We start from the raw sequence: 16,989 nt of genomic DNA, 5'->3' as shown, positions 1-16,989 counted from the left end.
TTACCTGCTTATCGGATCCGCTGCCATCAAGCCGCCTCGTCCGTGGGATCGGGAGTGGGAGCCAGCCGCACGCTGCCGGGGTGGGCCTTCTCGTCGGGGAAGACCCACTTCCGGAGCGCCCAGAAGCGGAAGACCATGGCGATCAGCGTGCCGATGACCTGCGCACTCATGAAGTCGGCGATCTCCTGGGCCAACAGGCTCACGTCCGGGGTCTCCAGGCCGAATGCGTACCGGGAGATCCACAGCGGCGCGGAGCTGAGCACCAGACCGACGCCACTGACCAGAAAGAACAGCGCCGCCTCGTGACGGCGCTCGCGGCCGCCCCTGGTCCGGAACGACCATTCGCGGTTCAACACGTAGGACACGATCGTCGCCACGAGCACCGCGATGACCTTCGCGGTCACCGGCTTCGGTTCCAAAACGGTCAGCTTCAGCCCATAGAACACCGTGTTGTCCACTAAGAACGCTGTTCCACCCACCACCGCGAACTTCAGCATTTCACGGTGCTTCAGCGCGAGTGCGTGCAGCGATTCCGGCAATCTTGCGAGTACTGCGTTTGCTATTCGGAGCACCCCCGATCTTCTCACCAGGCGAACACCCTGCTAACAAGACCGACGGACACGGCTTGTCCGGCTGGAACCGTACCTGACGGCAAATCCGCGTGATCACGAGCTTTGATAACACTCTGCGATGTCGGACTACGGGATTTATGTGATCCGCGAGGCGAGATCGACGCCCATGCAAGAATCTTTCACGTGGATGCTGTTGATCGCATGATTCTTCGACAACTGACGTCGAACGGCAGGGCCTCTCTCGAGGTGCTCGCGCGGGCCGCCAATCTTGCCCCGTCATCCGTCAAGCGCCGCCTGGACCGCCTGGAGCGATCGGGAGTGATCCGGGGATACACGGTCCTGCTGGCACCCGATGCGTTCGGAAACCACATCGAGATCCTCATGGAGATCACTGCTGTGACAGGCACCCAACGCGGCCCCCTTACCGATGCCCTGGCAGCGCAGCCCGAGATAGTTCGAGCCTGGACGGTGACGGGTGACGCTGATGCGCTGGCGGTGGTCCGGGTCAGCGATGTCAACCATCTTGAGCAGGTCATCCTGCGGCTTCAACAGACCGGCAGCGTCGCCCGGACACGGACGCAGTTGCTGCTCACAGAATTGATCAACCGAGGCCGTTGAAAGCGGCTACAACGCCTCAATGAGCAGCCTCCACCGGTGTTCGACGTGGCGCCGCCGCGACCGAGGCAGCCCACCTCGACAGGGCGCCCTTCTGGAGGTTTCTTGCGAACGGAGAGTGAAAGCCGAGCATCCTTGCGCAGATATGCATGATAACGGCGAATTATTCGACATTGTGCATCTGGCGTGCCTAGCATCCCTGACATGACTCAGCCCTCTGCCGCGCTGTTGGCCTCCTGGGCCACGGATCTCTTTGGTGTCACGGCATCCGCCACGTTGTTGCCGGGAGAACTCGACTGGAATGCCCGGTTGGATGTGGAGGGTGCACCGGCGTATGTGCTCAAGGTGCATCATCCGGCTACCGACCCCTCGGTGCTGGCGCTCCAGGACGCGGTCCTGGAGCACGTGGCTCTGACCGCACCACGAGTCGCGGTGCCGCGTCTCCTCGCAACGGCTGGTGTCAGCTTCGGCGGGCACGCCCGGAGAGCCCGCCTGCTGGAGTGGCTCCCGGGGACCGTATGGGCCGACGCCGGCCCACCCGATGAAGCGCGCCTGCGCGCGCTGGGTGCAACCGTGGCACGCCTGGACGCGGCGCTCGCCGGGTTCGATCACCCGGCACTCGACCGGCCGTACCGATGGAACATGCGGCAGGCGGCGGCCCTGCTCGGCGACGCGCCTTTCGTGGACGAGGCTCTGCGGCCGTTCGTGCACACCACGCTCAGCAGGCTCGATGAGCTGCTCCCCGCCTTGAGCGCGCTGCCTCAGCAGGCGATCCACAACGACGCCAACGAGCACAACGTCCTGGTCGGCTCGGACAGTGGCATCGCCGGGCTGCTCGACGTGGGGGACGTGGTCCGCGCGCCGCGGGTGTGCGGACTCGCCGTCGCGCTCGCGTACGCCCAGTTCGGCCAGGACGATCCCATGGCGGCCGCGTTGCCGGTGCTCGCCGGTTACCACGCCGAATCGCCGGTCACGCCGCAGGAACTGGCGTTGCTGCCCGATCTGGTCGACGTCAGGCTTGCGATGAGCGTGGTGAACGCCGCCGTGCAACGCCGTTCCGACCCGGGAAACTCCTACCTGGCCATCAGCCAGACCGCGGTACGCGGAGCGATCGAGTCGATCACGCGCGAGCCCCGCGAACTGCGAGAAGCGCGGTTCCGCGACGCCTGCGGCTACCGCCCGATCCCTCGTGAGCGAAGGATCGTGGCCTGGCTGCAGTCGGCTGCCTGCGATCCCGCGCCGGTCATCGACCGGAACCTTGCCGCTGACCCGCCGCTGGTACTGGACTGGACGCACACGGATGCGGCGACCATTGCCGCGGTGGAATCCAAGGTGTCGGCCAGTGGCCACACCTTCGGTCTGGGCCGATACCGCGAGGACCGCGATGTCTACCGTTCGGACGCGTTCGCCCCATCCCAAGCAGGAGGGCAAGCCCGGACCGTACACCTGGGAGTGGATTTGTTCGTCCCCGCGGGCGAACCGGTGTTCTCGCCGCTGGACGGTACTGTGCGCGGCGTCGCGTACCGATCCGACCCCTACGACTACGGCGGGGTCGTGCTTCTCGAGCACGCCACCGACGACGGCGAGCCGTTCTGGCTGCTGATCGGCCATCTCGGCCGAGAGATCGTGTCGAGTCTGACGCCTGGTCAGCGGGTACGGCGCGGCGACCGGATCGCTTGGGTGGGCGTGCCCGCGGAGAACGGAAACTGGCCGCCGCACGTGCACGTTCAATTGTTCGTCACGCTGCTCGGCCACTCGACCGACCTGCCAGGGGTGATCGAGCGTGAAAACATCGACGTCTGGGAGAGCATCTGCCCCGACCCCAATGTGCTGCTCCGGCTGCCTGTGTCGCACGTACCGGCTCGGGACCGGAGCAAGAGTGAACTGGCCCGTCGTCGTCGCGCGAATCTGGCACCGGTCTTGTCGCTCAGCTACGCCGATCCGCTGCACATCGTCGCCGGCGAAGGCGCGTACCTGATCGACGCGGACGGCAGGCGCTACCTCGACCTCGTCAACAACGTCGCGCACGTGGGCCATGGGCACCCGCGCGTGGTGAGCGCTTTGGCCGCGCAGGCCGAACTGGTGAACACCAACACGCGATACCTGCACGGGACGATCATCGAGTACGCCCGTCGCCTTGCCGCCACCTTCCCGGATCCCTTGTCCGTGGTGATCCTGACCAACTCCGGCAGCGAGGCGAATGACCTCGCCTTGCGGATGGCCAGGACCGTGACCGGCCGAGAGCACGTGCTCGTCCTCGACTCGGCCTATCACGGCAATCTCAGCTCCCTCGTCGAGCTGAGCCCGTACAAATTCAACCGGGCCGGTGGCAACGGGCCTGGGCCCCGGGTGCGTGTGTGCGAACTACCTGACGCCTACCGAGGGCGATACGGGGCCGACGGCCCGCTCTACGCGACCGATGTCGCCGCTCACTGCGCCGGCGCACCGCCGGCCGCTTTCTTGCACGAGTCGATCCTGGGCTGCGCCGGTCAGATCGAGCCGGCTCCGGGGTACCTCGTGGCGGCGTACGCCGGGGCGCGCGAGGCAGGCGCCCTGTGCATCGCCGACGAGGTGCAGTGTGGTTTCGGCCGCGTCGGCAGCCACATGTGGGCATTCGAAGCACACAATGTGGTGCCCGACATCGTGACCCTGGGCAAGCCGATCGGGAACGGTCACCCACTCGGCGCCGTGGTCACCACACCAGCCATCGCACGCGCCTTCCAGACCGGCATGGAGTACTTCAATACGTACGGCGGCAACCCGGTCTCGTGCGCTGCCGGACTCGCGGTCCTGGACGTGCTCCGCGACGAGCGGCTGATGGCGCACGCGGCCGAGATCGGGGCGTATCTGACCGCAGGGATGACAGAGCTGGCCACCCGGCATTCGATCATCGGCGACGTGCGGGGGCGCGGCTTGTTCCTCGGAGTGGACCTGGTCGAGGACCGGAACACCAAGCGTCCCGCCGCGGCCGACGCGGCAGCGCGCGTCGTGGAGTCGGCCCGCGAGGATGGGGTGCTGCTGTCACTGGACGGCCCTCACGGCAACGTGTTGAAGATCAAACCGCCTTTGGTGCTCACCCGCGCGGACGCCGAAATCGCCCTGGCGACCTTGGACCGAGCGCTGGCCATGGCCGGCGAGGTCACAGCCTGAAAGGACCGACGATGTCGGCAGAAAACGTCATTTTGACACCCATTCAGCCACCTGACGCCCCGCCTGCGATGGGGGGATATGCCCAAGCGCTGACCGTGACCGGCGTCTCACGGCTGGTTTTCGTCAGCGGACAGATCCCCGAGTCGCCCGACGGCCACGTCCCTGATGACTTCGAGACGCAATGCCGGACCGTGTGGAACAACATTCTCGCGTGCCTGACCAGCGCGGGCCTTGGAGTATCCAGCCTGGTGAAGGTCACCACGTTTCTCTCCAAGCGCGAGTACGCCGACGCCAACTCGGCGATCCGCCGCGAAATCCTTGGCGATCACCGCCCGGCGCTGACGGTGATCGTCTCGGAAATCTTCGACAAGCGATGGCTACTCGAGATCGAAGCCATCGCGGCCGGCTGATCCACGAGACGCGGAAGTCGTCGCGACCTTACCAGCCGGGCCCCGTCGACGGCTCTGGCACGCGCGGCTTCCGCGCCCTTGCGGGCTGCCGCGAAAACACCCTCTGATCTGCTCATACACTGACGGTCAGTGCGTGGTGCACAGGCAGCGCCACACGTCGATGCGCGGTGCACAGCCGAACGGGAAGGGGGCGGTCCTATGGTGCGCGGCATATCCCCGGAGAGGAGCACCAGCATGGCCGCCACCGACACCCGCGTGCTACCGATCGGCGCAGCCTTCGACCGCATGCCGTTCACCCGCCGGCACGTCCTCATCGCCCTGGCGCTGTTCATCGCCTTCGTCATCGAGTCGTGGGAACAGCTGGCCCTCATCTATGTCTCGGCCGACCTGGGCTCCGCTTTCGGCATCGACGAGGCCGGCATCGGCCTGGTGCTGTCGGCCGTCGCCCTCGGCATGATCCCCGGTGCGCTGGTGTGGGGGCCGATCGCCGACCGCATCGGCCGCCGCCCCACCAGCTTCTGGTCCCTGATCGCCTACGGCCTGCTGGCCTTCGCCTCCGCGTTCGCCCCCACCCTGGAGGTGCTGCTGACTCTGCGGGTGGCCTCCGGTCTGGCCTTGGCCGGCGTCTACACCATCACCTTCCCCTACTTCCTGGAACTGCTGCCCACCAAGCAGCGCGGCAAGGCCGCGGTCTACCTGTCGATCGGCTGGCCCATCGGCATGCTGGCCGCCATCGGCGCTTCCGTGGCGCTGGGTTCGCTGGGCTGGCACGTGGTCGTCATCACCAGCGCCGCGGCCGGTCTGTGGGCCTTCGCCATCCGTGCCTGGGTGCCCGAATCGCCGTACTGGCTGGCCGCCCGCGGCCGCCAGGACGAGGCCCGGCAGGTGCTGCGCCGGCTCGGCAGCCCCGACACCGGCGGCCAGGACACCTACACCGTCGCCGCCGAGCAACTGGGCAACCCGCTCGGCCTGTTCCGCGGCGGCCTGGCGAAGATCACCGTAGTCATGCTGGTGCTCAACTTCGCCTTCAACTGGGGCTACTGGGGGCTGCAGACCTGGCTGCCCACCCTGCTGATGCAACGCGGTCTGTCTCTGTCGGCTTCACTCGGCTTCGCCGCGCTGTCGGCGCTCATGATGATCCCCGGCTACGTCAGCGCCTCCCTGCTCACCGCCCGTTACGGCCGCAAGAAGATCTTCCTGATCTACGTGGTCGCCGCTGCCGCGGGCGGCCTGTGGTTCGCCACCGCCGCCTCTACCTGGCAGCTGTACGCCGGCAACTTCGTGCTGTCGTTCTTCAGCCTGGGCGCCTGGGGCGTGTGGAACACCTGGAACGGCGAGTTCTATCCCACCGCGCTGCGCGGCACCGGCTACTCCTGGGCCACCGCCGCCCAACTGGTGGCCACCACCGTCGCTCCGTCGGCGGTCGGCGCGCTGGTGGCCCACGCCACCGGATTCACCGCCACCATGCTCGTCATCAACGCCTTCATGGTCGCCACCGCGCTACTGGCCCTGCCACTGCCCGAGACCGAAGGACGCGAACTGGAATGATCGGCGGCATCGCGGTGATAGGTCAGGCCGGCGCGCTCGCCGTGGTCCATGACGGCCTTTTGCTGCACCTGCGCGACCTGCCCCAGGCAGCCACTCTCCTGACCGGAACCACTGACCGGCCGCCCGGCGTAGACCGACCAGCAGGAGCTGACCGGCTGCCCGGCGCTGACCGACCGTCCAACATGGACGGACCGGTCAACGCAGACCGACCAGCAGGAACCGACCGACCGCCTAATGCTGACCGACCCTCCAGCGCGGACAGACCGCCCGGCGCTGAGGGATCGGCAGGCTCCGTCCCGGGCGGCCCGCGCCTGAATCGCGCGGGCGCCCGCCCGACCGTGACGGACGTGGCAGTGGAGGGGTTGCGAGCCCTCTGCCTGGCTCTGAACCTGCCCGCCGAGCAGGCGGCGCCCGTCGCCGCGATCCGCGTGGGCGGTCCCTGCCCACCGTCCCTGGCACCCCGCCTTCAGCGCGGCAAGGCGATCATCGTCCGCGGCGGCCACGACCTCACCGGCCGTCCCCTGGCCCCGCTGGACCTCTCCTCTGTGCGCCGCTTCGCCGCCGACTGCGGGCTCACCGACTTCGCCGTCACCGCCACCGGCTCGCCCGTCCTGGCCGACCACGAGCTGCAGGTCGCCGCCGCCATCGCCGACGAAGTCCCCGGCGCCCGCATCACGCTGTCCTACGAGTACGGCAGATGCGGGCTGCGCGAACGCGAGCAGTGGGCCATCGGCAACGCCGCCCTGTGCCCGTACGCCGCTCACCTGGCTGACCAGGCCGCGCGCCGCTTCCCCCACCTGCCCCTGTACTTCTGCCGCACCGACGACGGCCTGGTCTCGGCGCACTACTTCCGCCGCTACCCGCTGTCGTGCGCCGAAGGCGCGACCGCCGCCCTGCACCGCGGCCTTCAAGCACTGACCGACCGCCAGGCATTGACCGACCAGCAGACACTGACCGACCGCCAGACACTGCCCGGCCAGCGGTCGCCGCACGAACTCGGCGCCCCACTGCGAGTCCAGCGTGGAGCGCTGCACGGGACCGCGTGGCCGACGCCGGAGCAGGCCGCCGCGTTTGGTGCCCCTCTGACCGCGCCGATGGCCGCCGTGGAACGTATCGTGCGCGCCCGCGGCACCGCCGAGCTGGACAACGCGGTCGCCGACGCCCAAGACGAGGCACTGGCCCGCGTGATCAGCGCGGGAGCCGCCCCCGGCTCGGCCCACATCGCCGCCACCGCCGTCAACCCGCTGTCGTATCTGCCCGACGGCCTGTACCGGCTGCGGATCAGCGCCCGCGGAGCCACCCCATGACCCAAAGGCCGCGACCCAGTCCCTTGACGATGCTTCCGGCAGCGGGCCGCCCAGGCTCAGCGCGCCCGAGCGAGGAGGCATCAGGGCGAGGAGGCACCAGGTGATCCTCGACCGCGACGCTCTGGAGCCGCTGGCGGCAGGCTCGCGCTTGTTCGCCACCGGGGCCGCCGACTCCTCCTTCGCCCTGGTACGCGACTGGGCCGACGAGGTCATCGCCGCCGGGGTGCCGCTGGTGCCCGCCGACCGGCTGCCCGGTGACACCCTGTGCGCGGTGGTCACCCTCGCCGGCTCCACCACCGCCCTGGCCGAGTCGCTGCCCACCGGCCAGGAGCCGCTGCGTGCCGTACACGCCCTGCAGCACCGCATCGGCGCCGAGGCAGGCGCGGTCGTCGCGCTCAACCTGGCCGCCGAGAACGCCCTGCTGCCGCTGATCGCCGCTGCCCAGTTGGGCGTACCGCTGGTCGACGGCGACGGCAGCGGCCGTGTCTTCCCCTTGGTCGAGCAGACCACCTACGCCCTGGCCGGGCACAGCCCGGCGCCGTTGGCCCTGGCCGGCGCGGGCGGCGAGCTGGTGCTGCTGGAGACCGCGCCCGACCGGGTGGAGGCCACGCTGCGGCCCGTGGTGCTGTCGGCCGGCGGCTGGGCGGTGGCCGCCTGTTACCCGATGCGCGCCCGTCAGTTGCGCTCGGCGGTGGTCCCGGGCACGGTCAGCCGGCTGCTGCACGCCGGCCGGCCTGGCGCCGACCGCGCGCTGGCCGCGCCGTACGGCCTGCGCCGCCTGGCCCTTGGCACGATCATCGCAGTGGAAGGCGGGGGCGGGCGGGCGGCGCATCTGCCGTCGCTGCCCTCCAGCGTGGTGATCGGCGAGAGCGACGGGCTGCGGCGGCTGGTCCGGCTGGAGGCGCACAACGAGTTCGTGCTGGCCCTGGCGGACGGCGCGGTGGCCGCGACCGCGCCGGACCAGATCTGCCTGATCTCCAGCGGCGACGGCGTGGTGATCGACGTGGACCAGGCCGAACCCGGCATGGAGGTGGAGGTCGTGGTGGTGAAGGCGGCTCCGGTGTGGCACACCGAGCAGGGCCGGGCCCTGGGCGGCCTGCAGGCGTTCGGGATCACCCTGTGAACGGGCCGGGCGCCGTCGGAGCGGCCGGGTGGGAGGCGCCGGTCACCGTGGCCGAACTGGTCAACGCCGGCCCGCTGGCCGGGGCCCGCATGTACGGCAGCGGCCTCAACCCGGTGCACCAGGTTCGCATCGTCGAGGAACTGGCGATGCTGTCGGGTGTCGGCCCGCACACCGCGGTGGTGCTCATCGGCGCGGCGGCCCGCGGCGGCTGGGCGGTGGAGATGGCCATGCGCCGGGCCTGGGAGCAGGCGGCCGCGTGCGTGATCGCCCCGGCCAGCGCCGTCGGCGCCGGCTCGGGCGAGGTGCTGGCCGAACGACTCGGCGTGACACTGATCTTCGTGGAGGAGGATCCGCTGGTCACCGCCGTACGAGTGGCCTCGGCGGCCGCACGGCCGCAGGCGGCCCGCACCCAGTTGGTCGCACGCTGCGCCACGCGGCTGGCCGAGGCCGGAACGTCGGCGCGGCGGGTGCTGGGCGTGCTCAACGCCGAACTGCCGGGCACGTCGGTGGCGCTGGCGGGGCCGGACGGCGGGCTGCTGGCCGGGCGCCGCGCCGCCCAGGAGCGGCCGCTGGCGGAGGTGGAGGTGCCGGGCCCGGCAGGGACCGTGCTGGGCAGGCTGCTGGCCGCCGGCCCGTCACGTTCACCGGGGTGGGCGCCGGTGGTAACCACCGTGCTGAAGCTGGCGGTGGCGCCGCTGACGGCCTGGGCGGCCACCGAACGGCTGCGCGCGGCCGACTCGTTCGCCTGGCAGCAGTCCCTTGCCGAACGCCTGCTGACCGAAACCACGCCCCCCGCTCAGGAACCGCCCCCGACCGGAAGGGTCGTGCGGAACAGCGACACAGCGGTACGGGACAGCAGCACAGCCGCGCGGAACGGCGACACAGCCCTGTGGGACGGCGGGACATGGGCGGGCGGCGAGGAGGACGGCGAGGCGGGATCGGACATTCTGCGCCGGGCCGCCGCGCTGGGCTGGGCCACGCGGGGCCCGCTGGCCGCGTTCGTGATCCAGCCTCGCCCCTTCGACGACGCCACCGTCCTGGCGGTGCTGTCGGCCACGCTGGGACCCGTGCCGGTGCTGCGCCACGGCCAAGGCTGGGCGGGCTGGACGGCGCTGCCGCCCGACCGCCTCGCCGACGCCCTCGCCGATGCGCTGGCCGCTCTGCCCAAGCTCTGCTCGGCGGGGATCGGCAGCCCCGCCGGCGACCTGGCGGGTTTGGGCGAGTCGCTGCTGGGCGCTCACGCGGCCGCACTGGTCGCCCAGCCGGGCACGGTGGCCAGGGCCGACCGGATGGGACCGGCCGAACTGCTGGCCGCCCTGCCCGCCGGGACACTCGGCCCGCCCGCCGAGGTGGTGCTCCGCCCCCTGCTGGCGGCCGACCGTGACGGCACGCTCGTGCGTACCCTGGCCGCCGTCTTGGGCGAGGGCGGACCTCTGCGCGCCGCGGAGGCGCTGGGCGTGCACCGCAACACCGTCACCACGCGCCTGGACCGGATCCGTGCCGCCGGCTACGACCTGGATGACCCAGCCACCCGCCTGGCATTGCACCTGGCGGTCCACCTGCGCCAGGCCTGATCAAGCGGTCGGCCTGCACCGGAGCAGACACACGCCAGACCTGGCCCGCACACTCCCGATCGAGCGACCGTCCCACCCCGGCAACCGGTCTCAACCAGGCGTGCCGTACCCGCCACCACCGCCCGACTCACACCGCAACACGTCTCCGGCCCGCACCGGCAGGGCGTTGACCTTCAGTACCTCCCGCTCGCCCGCCGTACCCGGGTTCAACGTCACCCGTGGCGGCACTCCCGCACCGCCACCGGCCAGCCCCCACGCCGGGGTGACCGAACGTTCGAACCACAACGACAACGAGGTCGGGCCGAGGAACTCGTACTCGCGCACCACCCCGTCGCCCCCGCGCCAGCGACCGGCGCCACCGGAGCCGGGGCGGATCTCATACCGATGCACCCGCACCGGGAACAGCGTCTCCAGCACCTCGATCGGCATGTCACGCAGGTCGCCATTGACACTGTTGATCAGCGCGCTCTCGCCGTCGCCACCGTCCCAGGCACCCCACCCGCCGACGGTGGCCTCCTGGGAGACGTACAGCTTGCCGGTACGTGGGTCGGTGCCGGAGAACTGCACGATCATCGAGTCGCCGTACGAGGCGGCGGCCGCCTTGCCCGGCAGCACCCCGGCCAGGGCCTTGACCACCAGATCGATCAGCAGCCCCAGATGGGAGTAGTAGTACTGGCAGGCGGCCGGGGACCGGGCGGCCAGCATCGACCCCGGCCGGGTGATCACCCGCAGCGGGCGGAAGGAGCCGCCGTTCAGCGGCACCTCGCCGGAGACCAGCAGCTTGAAGGCGACGCGGGCGGCCGCCACCGCCTGCGCGGCGCCGCAGTTGACCGGCCCCTCCGCCTGATCAGCACAATCGCTCAGATCAACCGACATTTCCGACCCAGCGACGGTCACCGTGACGTTCACCGGCAACGGCACATCCAGCGAGATGCCGTCGTTGTCGAGGAATCCTCCGGCGGTGTAGACGCCGTCGGGAATGGCGGCGATGGCCTCCCGCTCCAGCCGTTCGGTCTGCACGAAGATCTCATCGCGCGCCGCCATGACCGTCTCCAGCCCCCAGCGTGACACGATCTCGGCCAGCCGCCGCTGCCCGGTCATCGCGCACGCCACCTGCGCCCGCATGTCGCCCAGGGTGGCGTGCGGGAAACGCGTGTTACGCGCGATCACCTCGTGCAGGTCACGGCACGGCCGGCCACCGGTGTAGATCTTCACCGGACCCAGTCTGAGCCCCTCCTGGAAGATGGAGGTGGAGTCCATCGACCCGCCCGGATCCTTCGACCCCACATCCAGCCAGTGCGCCCGCGACGCCGCGAAACCTACCAGCGCGCCGTCAACGAAGATCGGCCCGTACACCGTGACGTCGTTGAGATGGGTGCCGCCGATATAGGAGTCGTTGAGCACCCAAATGTCTCCTTCCTGCCACACCTGCCTGCCGTACAGCGCCTCCGTCTCGCGCGTGCACACCTCCAGGTTGCCCAGGAAGATCGGCAACCCCGACGACTGGCCCAGCACGTTGTGGTCGCGGTCCAGCAGCGCCACCGCGCAGTCCTTGGCCTCGTAGATCACCGGCGTGTACGACGAGCGGATCAACGTCGCGTTCATGTCCTCGGCCGCCTGCAGCAACGCGCAGCGAATGATCTCTGTCGTGACCGGGTCGATCATGGCGCCACCTTGATGATGAGGAAACCGAACTCGTCCACCGAGGCCACACAGCCCGGTGGGATGACCGTGGTGGCCGTCTCCTCCACCACGATCGCCGGGCCCGCCAGCTCGCCGGCCAGCGCCGACCGGCGTACCACCGGCGTAGGGTGCGTCACCCCGTCGAACACGACCTGCCGCGTCACCGCCGCCCGCTCCTCCACCTCTGGTGGCGCGGCCGACAGGCGGGGAAAGGTACCCAGCCCCGTCGAGCGGAGCATCACGACCTCCACCGGAGCCTCGGGCGTGGCATGCCCGTACCGGGCGGTGTGCGCCTGGGCGAACCGCTCGGCCACACGCGGCAGGAAGTCCGGCGCCGCAGGCTCATCGGCGCCGTCCAGTGGGATGGTGAGGGTGTAGTCCTGCCCCTCGTACCGCATGTCCACCGCGTGTTCCACGCGCCGTCGCGCCGCCGGCACCCCCTGGGCCGCCAGTTCCGCCAGCGCGGAGGCCTCCAGGCAGGCGAGCGCCGCCGCCATCGACGGCCCGTCCAGTGACTCCTGGCCGCGGAAATGCGGCTCGGTCAGATCTCGCCGTACATCGGCCTCCAGCATGCCCCAGGCGGAGAACGCGCCGGGGAAGCGGGGGACGACCACCTCGCCGATGCCCAGCTCCCGCGCGATGAACACCGCGTGCATCGCACCCGCTCCGCCGAAGGCCATCAGCGCGAACTCGCGCGGCTCGATCCCATGGTCCACGGTGATCGTCCGGATCGCCTGCGCCATCTTGGCATTGGCCACCTGGCAGATGCCCTCGGCCAGCCGTACCGGCTCCATTCCCAGCCGCCCGGCCAGTGCGGCCACGGCCTGGTGCGCCGCCTCCACGTCCAGGCTCATCAGCCCGCCGGCGAACCACTCCGGATCCACCCGTCCCAGCACCACGTTGGCGTCGGTCACCGTGGGCTGCGTACCCCCGCGCCCGTAGCAGGCCGGGCCGGGCACCGCGCCGGCCGACTGCGGACCCACCCGCAACGCCCCCGCCTCGGCATAGGCCAGGGACCCGCCGCCCGCGCCGATGGTGTGCAGGTTCACCAGCGGCATCAGGACCGGGAAGCCCTCGATCGAGGCCTCGCTGGTGATGTCGGGCCGGCCGTCCATCACCAAAGAGACGTCGAAGGAGGTGCCGCCCATGTCCACGCAGATCGCATTGCGGCGGCCACCCAGCAGCCGGGCCAGCGCCACCCCGCCCATCGTGCCGCCGACCGGGCCCGACAGCAGCGTCTGCAACGGCCGGCGCATTGCGTGCGAGGCGTTGACCAGGCCACCGGAAGACTGCATGACGTGCACCGGCACGCCAAGTCCCCGCTCGGCGAACCGTCGTTCGATTCCCGCCAGATACCGGCGTACCGCAGGACCGGTGTAGGCCTCCAGCACCGCGCTGGAGGTCCGCTCGTACTCCCGCCATTCCCGGGCCGCCTCGTGGCTGAGCACCACCAGCACCCGGTCACCCAGCTCCTCGCGGAGGATCTCCGCCGCGCGCAGCTCGTGCTCGGGGTTGGCGTAGGAGAACAGCAGGCACACCGCCACCGCGTCGAAGCCCTCGTCCAGCGCCCGCCGCGCGGCGCGCCGTACGGCCTGCTCATCCAGCGCGGCCAGCTCACCGCCCCGCCAGTCCAGCCGGCCGCCGACCTCCACGATGTGCTCGCGCGGCACCAGCGGCACCGGCTTGCGATACCGCAGGTCGAACATGCGCGTGCGGTTGCCGCGCGCGATGTGGTACGTGTGCCCGGCCCCCTGGCTCGCCAGCAGCAGCACCTTTGCGCCCTTGCGCTCCAGCAGCGCGTTCAGCCCTTGTGTGGTGCCGTGTACGAAGAAGGAGATCTCGGTGAGGTCGGCCACCACCGATCCCAGCGCGGCGAACACCCCCTCGGCCAGATCCCCGGGCGTGCTGGGCGCCTTCGACGCGACGACCGCGCCGGTCCGCTCGTCGTAGCAGACCACATCCGTGAAGGTGCCGCCAATGTCCATCGCGACCCGATACGTCATGGCGACCACGGTAGGCCGGACACCCGTCTGGAGGCTGTGCACCTTGCACAGCCTCCAGACGCACATGAGGCCGACTGCCCCCTCAGTTGTTGCCCTCAAGAGGCGTGCACGGTTTCACGGGTGTGCCCGCCTGGGCCAGCCAGGCGCCGAGTTGCCAGGGCTGGTTCGCGTTGTGGTTGTCACGGAACTCCAGCACGAGCGTCTCGTCCGGCTTGATGTGCTCCGGGTGGATCCCGATCTCCCGTACGGAGATCACTCGGGTGGCCTTGACCGAACGCCACCCCTTCGTCATGGCTTTCAGGTTCTCCGGTCCAGCGGCGGGCGGACCATCGTAGGCCCCGTCCACACTGGCGAATCGAGGGCTCGCGCACCGCATGCGCGGGGCCAGGAAAGTCACGTCGGCCTTGATGCCGGCCTCACCCAACTCCGCCTGCAACCCCTCGGGGTCACGCAGTTCGTTGACGGTCACCGTGATCGTGCCGTCGGGACTCTTGGTCACCGCGTACGCGGGAGGCCCGGTGGCGATGATCAGCGGCGCGGTGGCCGCCGCCGCCGCGACACCGGCCGCGACCAGCAGCCGGGGGGCGGTGACGACGCGCCGCCGGGTGTGCATCCCGGCCAGCAGCCGCCGCCTCGCCCCGGCGAGATCATCCGGGGTGGCCGCCGGAACGGTCTCCCACATGGTCTTCAACGCGTCCATCGTCATTCTCCTTGTTCTCCCTGTTCCAGGGCTTGACGGAGCTGGGTACGGGCCCGATTGAGTCGCGAAGCGACGGTGCCCAGCGGGATGGCGAGCGCGTCGGCGACCTCGTGGTAGCTCAGTTCGGCCCAGGCGACGAGCAGCAGTACGTCGCGATCGGCCCGTTTGAGCCTCAGCAGGGCCCGCGCCAGCGGCCGGTTGACGGCCAGGGTGTTGATCCCGTCCTCAACCTGTGTGCCTGGTATCTCCGCCGGGTGCACCCCGCTGCGGATGTAGGCGCGGTAGAGGCTCATCTCGGTGCGCCGCCGTTTGCCGATCACGTTGGAGGCGATGCCGTACAGCCACGGGCGGGCGTCGGGGCGGCCCCGGTCATAATCGCCCCGGCGCTGGAAGGCGGCCAGAAAGGTGTCGGCCACCACGTCCTCCGCCTCGGTGGGTCCCAGGCGTCTGATGACGTAGCGGTGCAGAAGCGGCGCATGCCGGTCGAACAGGACGGCGAAGATCTCCGGCTCGTTCAGCGACCGCTCGATGAGGGTCGCGTCATCGGTCTCGACAACTTCGCGGCTGATTGTCATGCATGTCGGCCTTTCCTGGCGTATGCGGTCATCTGTACTTACCGCGCCAAGCCGAAATGCTTCACCCGTGGTGCACCGACTCCACTGTGTACAGGTTCGGGTCGTAGTGGTCGGCGATCGCGGCGGCCTGCCTCATGCGCACCTGGGCCCGGGCGATGCCGCATCACCTCTTCGGTGGCGGTGGTCAGAAGCTCGACGATCTCGCGCTGCCGGTCGCTCTGGACGGTGAAGACGTTGATCAGCGTGGCAACCGGCGCGCCCAGGGTGATGGTCGTGGCCGGCGACGTACGCCAGCTGGCCACCCTCCTCACCACATGCGCCGAGAACCTGGCATGAGCGCCATGCACGGCACCGAGTGCACAACCATGCGCCCGGCTGGGGTTTCCCAGCCGAGCGTCTTTCTTGGTCGGGTGTCTGCCTCAGCGGCGATGACGCCGACGGCGGCGCGCGAGCGCCGCACTATCGCTCGTATCCCCGGACAAACCCGGAGGCTTGGGGATCGGTGGACGCATCATTCCGAAGAAGTACAGGATTGACATGGTGCTCTCCTAGGATTCTGGCGTCAGCGGGGACGGAGACTGACCCCACTCGACGCCTACAACACCACCAGCCCTCCGAAGCTGCCCCTCGAAAGGGCTTGTGACCTGGATTTTTCCCACCCGAACCCATGCCGAACAGCTCCCCGACCGGGCTTTAAGCCGCGAAGGTGTCGTTTTGTGGTTACAGCGGACATTGCCGTCATAACGCGTTCCGAGGGGCCCGGGGCTCAGCGGCGCAGGGCGGTCTCCCTTTCGATCCGTGACAGCTTCTCGGGATTGCGTACGGCGTAGAGCCCGGTGATGAGCCCGTCGTCGAAGCGCACCGCCATGACGCCCTCGACAGCGCCGTCGAGCCGGAGAACCAGCGCCGGGTGGCCATTGACCTGGGCCGACTCCAGTGACACCGCGGCGGCGATCCTGCCCAGCACGTGGGCCACCTGGCCGGCTCCCACGACGGGCTCCAGTGCGGCCTGCACGACGCCGCCGCCGTCACCCAGGAGGACGACATCCGGCGCGAGCAGGTCGAACAGGCGTTGCAGATCGCCTGTCTCGACCGCCCGCTGGAACGCCTCCAGCGCGTCCCGCGTCTCGGCCGGGGAAACGACTCCCCGCGGACGACGCGCCGCCACATGCGCCCGCGCCCGGTGCGCGATCTGACGCACCGCCGCCGGGCTCTTCCCGACAGCCTCGGCGATCTCGTCATAGGCCAGATCGAACACCTCACGCAGCACGAACACCGCCCGCTCGGTCGGCTGCAGCGTCTCCAGCACCAGCAGCATCGCCATCGAGACACTGTCGGCCAACTCGACGTCCTCGGCCACATCGGGCGCGGTCAGCAACGGCTCGGGCAACCACGGCCCGACATAGGACTCCCTACGCCGGCCCAGCGCACGCAACCGGCCGAGCGCCTGCCGCGTGACGATCCGGACCAGATACGCACGCTGATCCCGCACCTCACCCAGGTCGACCCCCGCCCACCGCAACCAGGTCTCCTGCAGGACGTCCTCGGCATCGGCGGCCGAGCCCAGCATCTCGTAGGCCACGGTGAACAACAGGTTGCGATGGGCGACGAACGCCTCCGTGGCGGGATCCGGGCGATCGTCCCGGCCCAGGTCCCCACCGCGATCTTCGGGCGCGGTCTGCGACGTGCCGGCCATGGATGACTCCTGTTCACTCTCGACTGTGTCACC

General features: G+C 70.0%; 14 protein-coding genes. 8 read left to right on the top strand and 6 right to left on the bottom strand.

All coding sequences use genetic code 11. From position 1 onward, the window contains the following. Positions 1–26: 26 nt before the first annotated feature. Complete coding sequence (locus ACGFNP_RS29790) at positions 27–539, bottom strand: GtrA family protein (RefSeq protein WP_393324609.1); 513 nt, start codon at positions 537–539, stop codon at positions 27–29. Positions 540–755: 216 nt separating this feature from the next. Between ACGFNP_RS29790 and ACGFNP_RS29785 the strand changes: the two genes are divergently transcribed. The 7 genes from ACGFNP_RS29785 (at position 756) to ACGFNP_RS29755 (ending at position 10,299) form a co-directional block, all read left to right on the top strand. Then, on the top strand, positions 756–1,190 hold the full coding sequence (locus ACGFNP_RS29785; RefSeq protein ID WP_358324984.1) for an Lrp/AsnC family transcriptional regulator: 435 nt from the start codon (positions 756–758) through the stop codon (positions 1,188–1,190). Between the two features lie 201 nt (positions 1,191–1,391). Next, positions 1,392–4,337 (top strand): aminotransferase class III-fold pyridoxal phosphate-dependent enzyme, encoded by a 2,946-nt coding sequence (locus tag ACGFNP_RS29780; protein ID WP_393324606.1) that lies wholly within the window; start codon positions 1,392–1,394, stop codon positions 4,335–4,337. A gap of 11 nt (positions 4,338–4,348) precedes the next feature. Then, positions 4,349–4,747, top strand: coding sequence for a RidA family protein (locus tag ACGFNP_RS29775; RefSeq protein ID WP_393324603.1), 399 nt, complete (start codon positions 4,349–4,351; stop codon positions 4,745–4,747). 234 nt (positions 4,748–4,981) lie between these two features. Then, entirely contained in the window at positions 4,982–6,295 is a 1,314-nt protein-coding gene (locus ACGFNP_RS29770; RefSeq protein WP_393324600.1) for an MFS transporter, read from the top strand. A gap of 347 nt (positions 6,296–6,642) precedes the next feature. Beyond that, positions 6,643–7,602: a hypothetical protein gene (locus tag ACGFNP_RS29765; protein WP_393324597.1), complete on the top strand. Its 960-nt coding sequence runs from the start codon at positions 6,643–6,645 to the stop codon at positions 7,600–7,602. A gap of 100 nt (positions 7,603–7,702) precedes the next feature. Beyond that, a complete protein-coding gene (locus ACGFNP_RS29760; RefSeq protein WP_393324594.1) occupies positions 7,703–8,725 on the top strand; it encodes a DUF917 domain-containing protein in 1,023 nt (340 codons plus the stop codon). Continuing rightward, a complete protein-coding gene (locus ACGFNP_RS29755) occupies positions 8,722–10,299 on the top strand; it encodes a PucR family transcriptional regulator (RefSeq protein WP_393324591.1) in 1,578 nt (525 codons plus the stop codon). Before ACGFNP_RS29760 ends, ACGFNP_RS29755 begins: the two co-directional genes overlap by 4 nt. A 90-nt stretch (positions 10,300–10,389) precedes the next feature. On the opposite strand, the gene ACGFNP_RS29750 is transcribed toward ACGFNP_RS29755, so the two are convergent. The 4 genes from ACGFNP_RS29750 to ACGFNP_RS29735 form a co-directional block, all read right to left on the bottom strand. Continuing rightward, complete coding sequence (locus ACGFNP_RS29750) at positions 10,390–11,964, bottom strand: hydantoinase B/oxoprolinase family protein (protein ID WP_393324588.1); 1,575 nt, start codon at positions 11,962–11,964, stop codon at positions 10,390–10,392. Continuing rightward, positions 11,961–13,985, bottom strand: a complete 2,025-nt coding sequence (locus ACGFNP_RS29745; protein WP_358324968.1) for a hydantoinase/oxoprolinase family protein — start codon at positions 13,983–13,985, stop codon at positions 11,961–11,963. The genes ACGFNP_RS29750 and ACGFNP_RS29745 overlap by 4 nt, the downstream gene beginning before the upstream one ends. An 82-nt stretch (positions 13,986–14,067) precedes the next feature. Beyond that, positions 14,068–14,685: a hypothetical protein gene (locus ACGFNP_RS29740; protein WP_358324966.1), complete on the bottom strand. Its 618-nt coding sequence runs from the start codon at positions 14,683–14,685 to the stop codon at positions 14,068–14,070. 2 nt (positions 14,686–14,687) lie between these two features. Then, on the bottom strand, positions 14,688–15,260 hold the full coding sequence (locus ACGFNP_RS29735; RefSeq protein WP_393324584.1) for an RNA polymerase sigma factor: 573 nt from the start codon (positions 15,258–15,260) through the stop codon (positions 14,688–14,690). Positions 15,261–15,434: 174 nt separating this feature from the next. Between ACGFNP_RS29735 and ACGFNP_RS29730 the strand changes: the two genes are divergently transcribed. Next, entirely contained in the window at positions 15,435–15,596 is a 162-nt protein-coding gene (locus ACGFNP_RS29730) for a hypothetical protein (protein ID WP_393324581.1), read from the top strand. A gap of 430 nt (positions 15,597–16,026) precedes the next feature. On the opposite strand, the gene ACGFNP_RS29725 is transcribed toward ACGFNP_RS29730, so the two are convergent. Beyond that, complete coding sequence (locus tag ACGFNP_RS29725; protein WP_393324578.1) at positions 16,027–16,956, bottom strand: RNA polymerase sigma-70 factor; 930 nt, start codon at positions 16,954–16,956, stop codon at positions 16,027–16,029. Between the last annotated feature and the right edge of the window lie 33 nt (positions 16,957–16,989).

This window comes from Nonomuraea sp. NPDC049269 (genome assembly GCF_043197155.1).
Lineage (GTDB): Bacteria > Actinomycetota > Actinomycetes > Streptosporangiales > Streptosporangiaceae > Nonomuraea.
The sequence above is the reverse complement of the archived record's forward strand: the minus strand, read 5'-3'. Positions and strand labels throughout refer to the sequence as shown.

Bases quoted from the DNA above. Each gene is read 5' to 3' on its own strand.
- ACGFNP_RS29780 (WP_393324606.1), top strand. From the start codon at position 1,392: ATGACTCAGCCCTCTGCCGCGCTGTTGGCCTCCTGGGCCACGGATCTC.
- ACGFNP_RS29770 (WP_393324600.1), top strand. From the start codon at position 4,982: ATGGCCGCCACCGACACCCGCGTGCTACCGATCGGCGCAGCCTTCGAC.
- ACGFNP_RS29750 (WP_393324588.1), bottom strand. From the start codon at position 11,964: ATGATCGACCCGGTCACGACAGAGATCATTCGCTGCGCGTTGCTGCAG.
- ACGFNP_RS29740 (WP_358324966.1), bottom strand. From the start codon at position 14,685: ATGGACGCGTTGAAGACCATGTGGGAGACCGTTCCGGCGGCCACCCCG.
- ACGFNP_RS29735 (WP_393324584.1), bottom strand. From the start codon at position 15,260: ATGACAATCAGCCGCGAAGTTGTCGAGACCGATGACGCGACCCTCATC.
- ACGFNP_RS29725 (WP_393324578.1), bottom strand. From the start codon at position 16,956: ATGGCCGGCACGTCGCAGACCGCGCCCGAAGATCGCGGTGGGGACCTG.
- ACGFNP_RS29745 (WP_358324968.1), bottom strand. From the start codon at position 13,985: ATGACGTATCGGGTCGCGATGGACATTGGCGGCACCTTCACGGATGTG.
- ACGFNP_RS29775 (WP_393324603.1), top strand. From the start codon at position 4,349: ATGTCGGCAGAAAACGTCATTTTGACACCCATTCAGCCACCTGACGCC.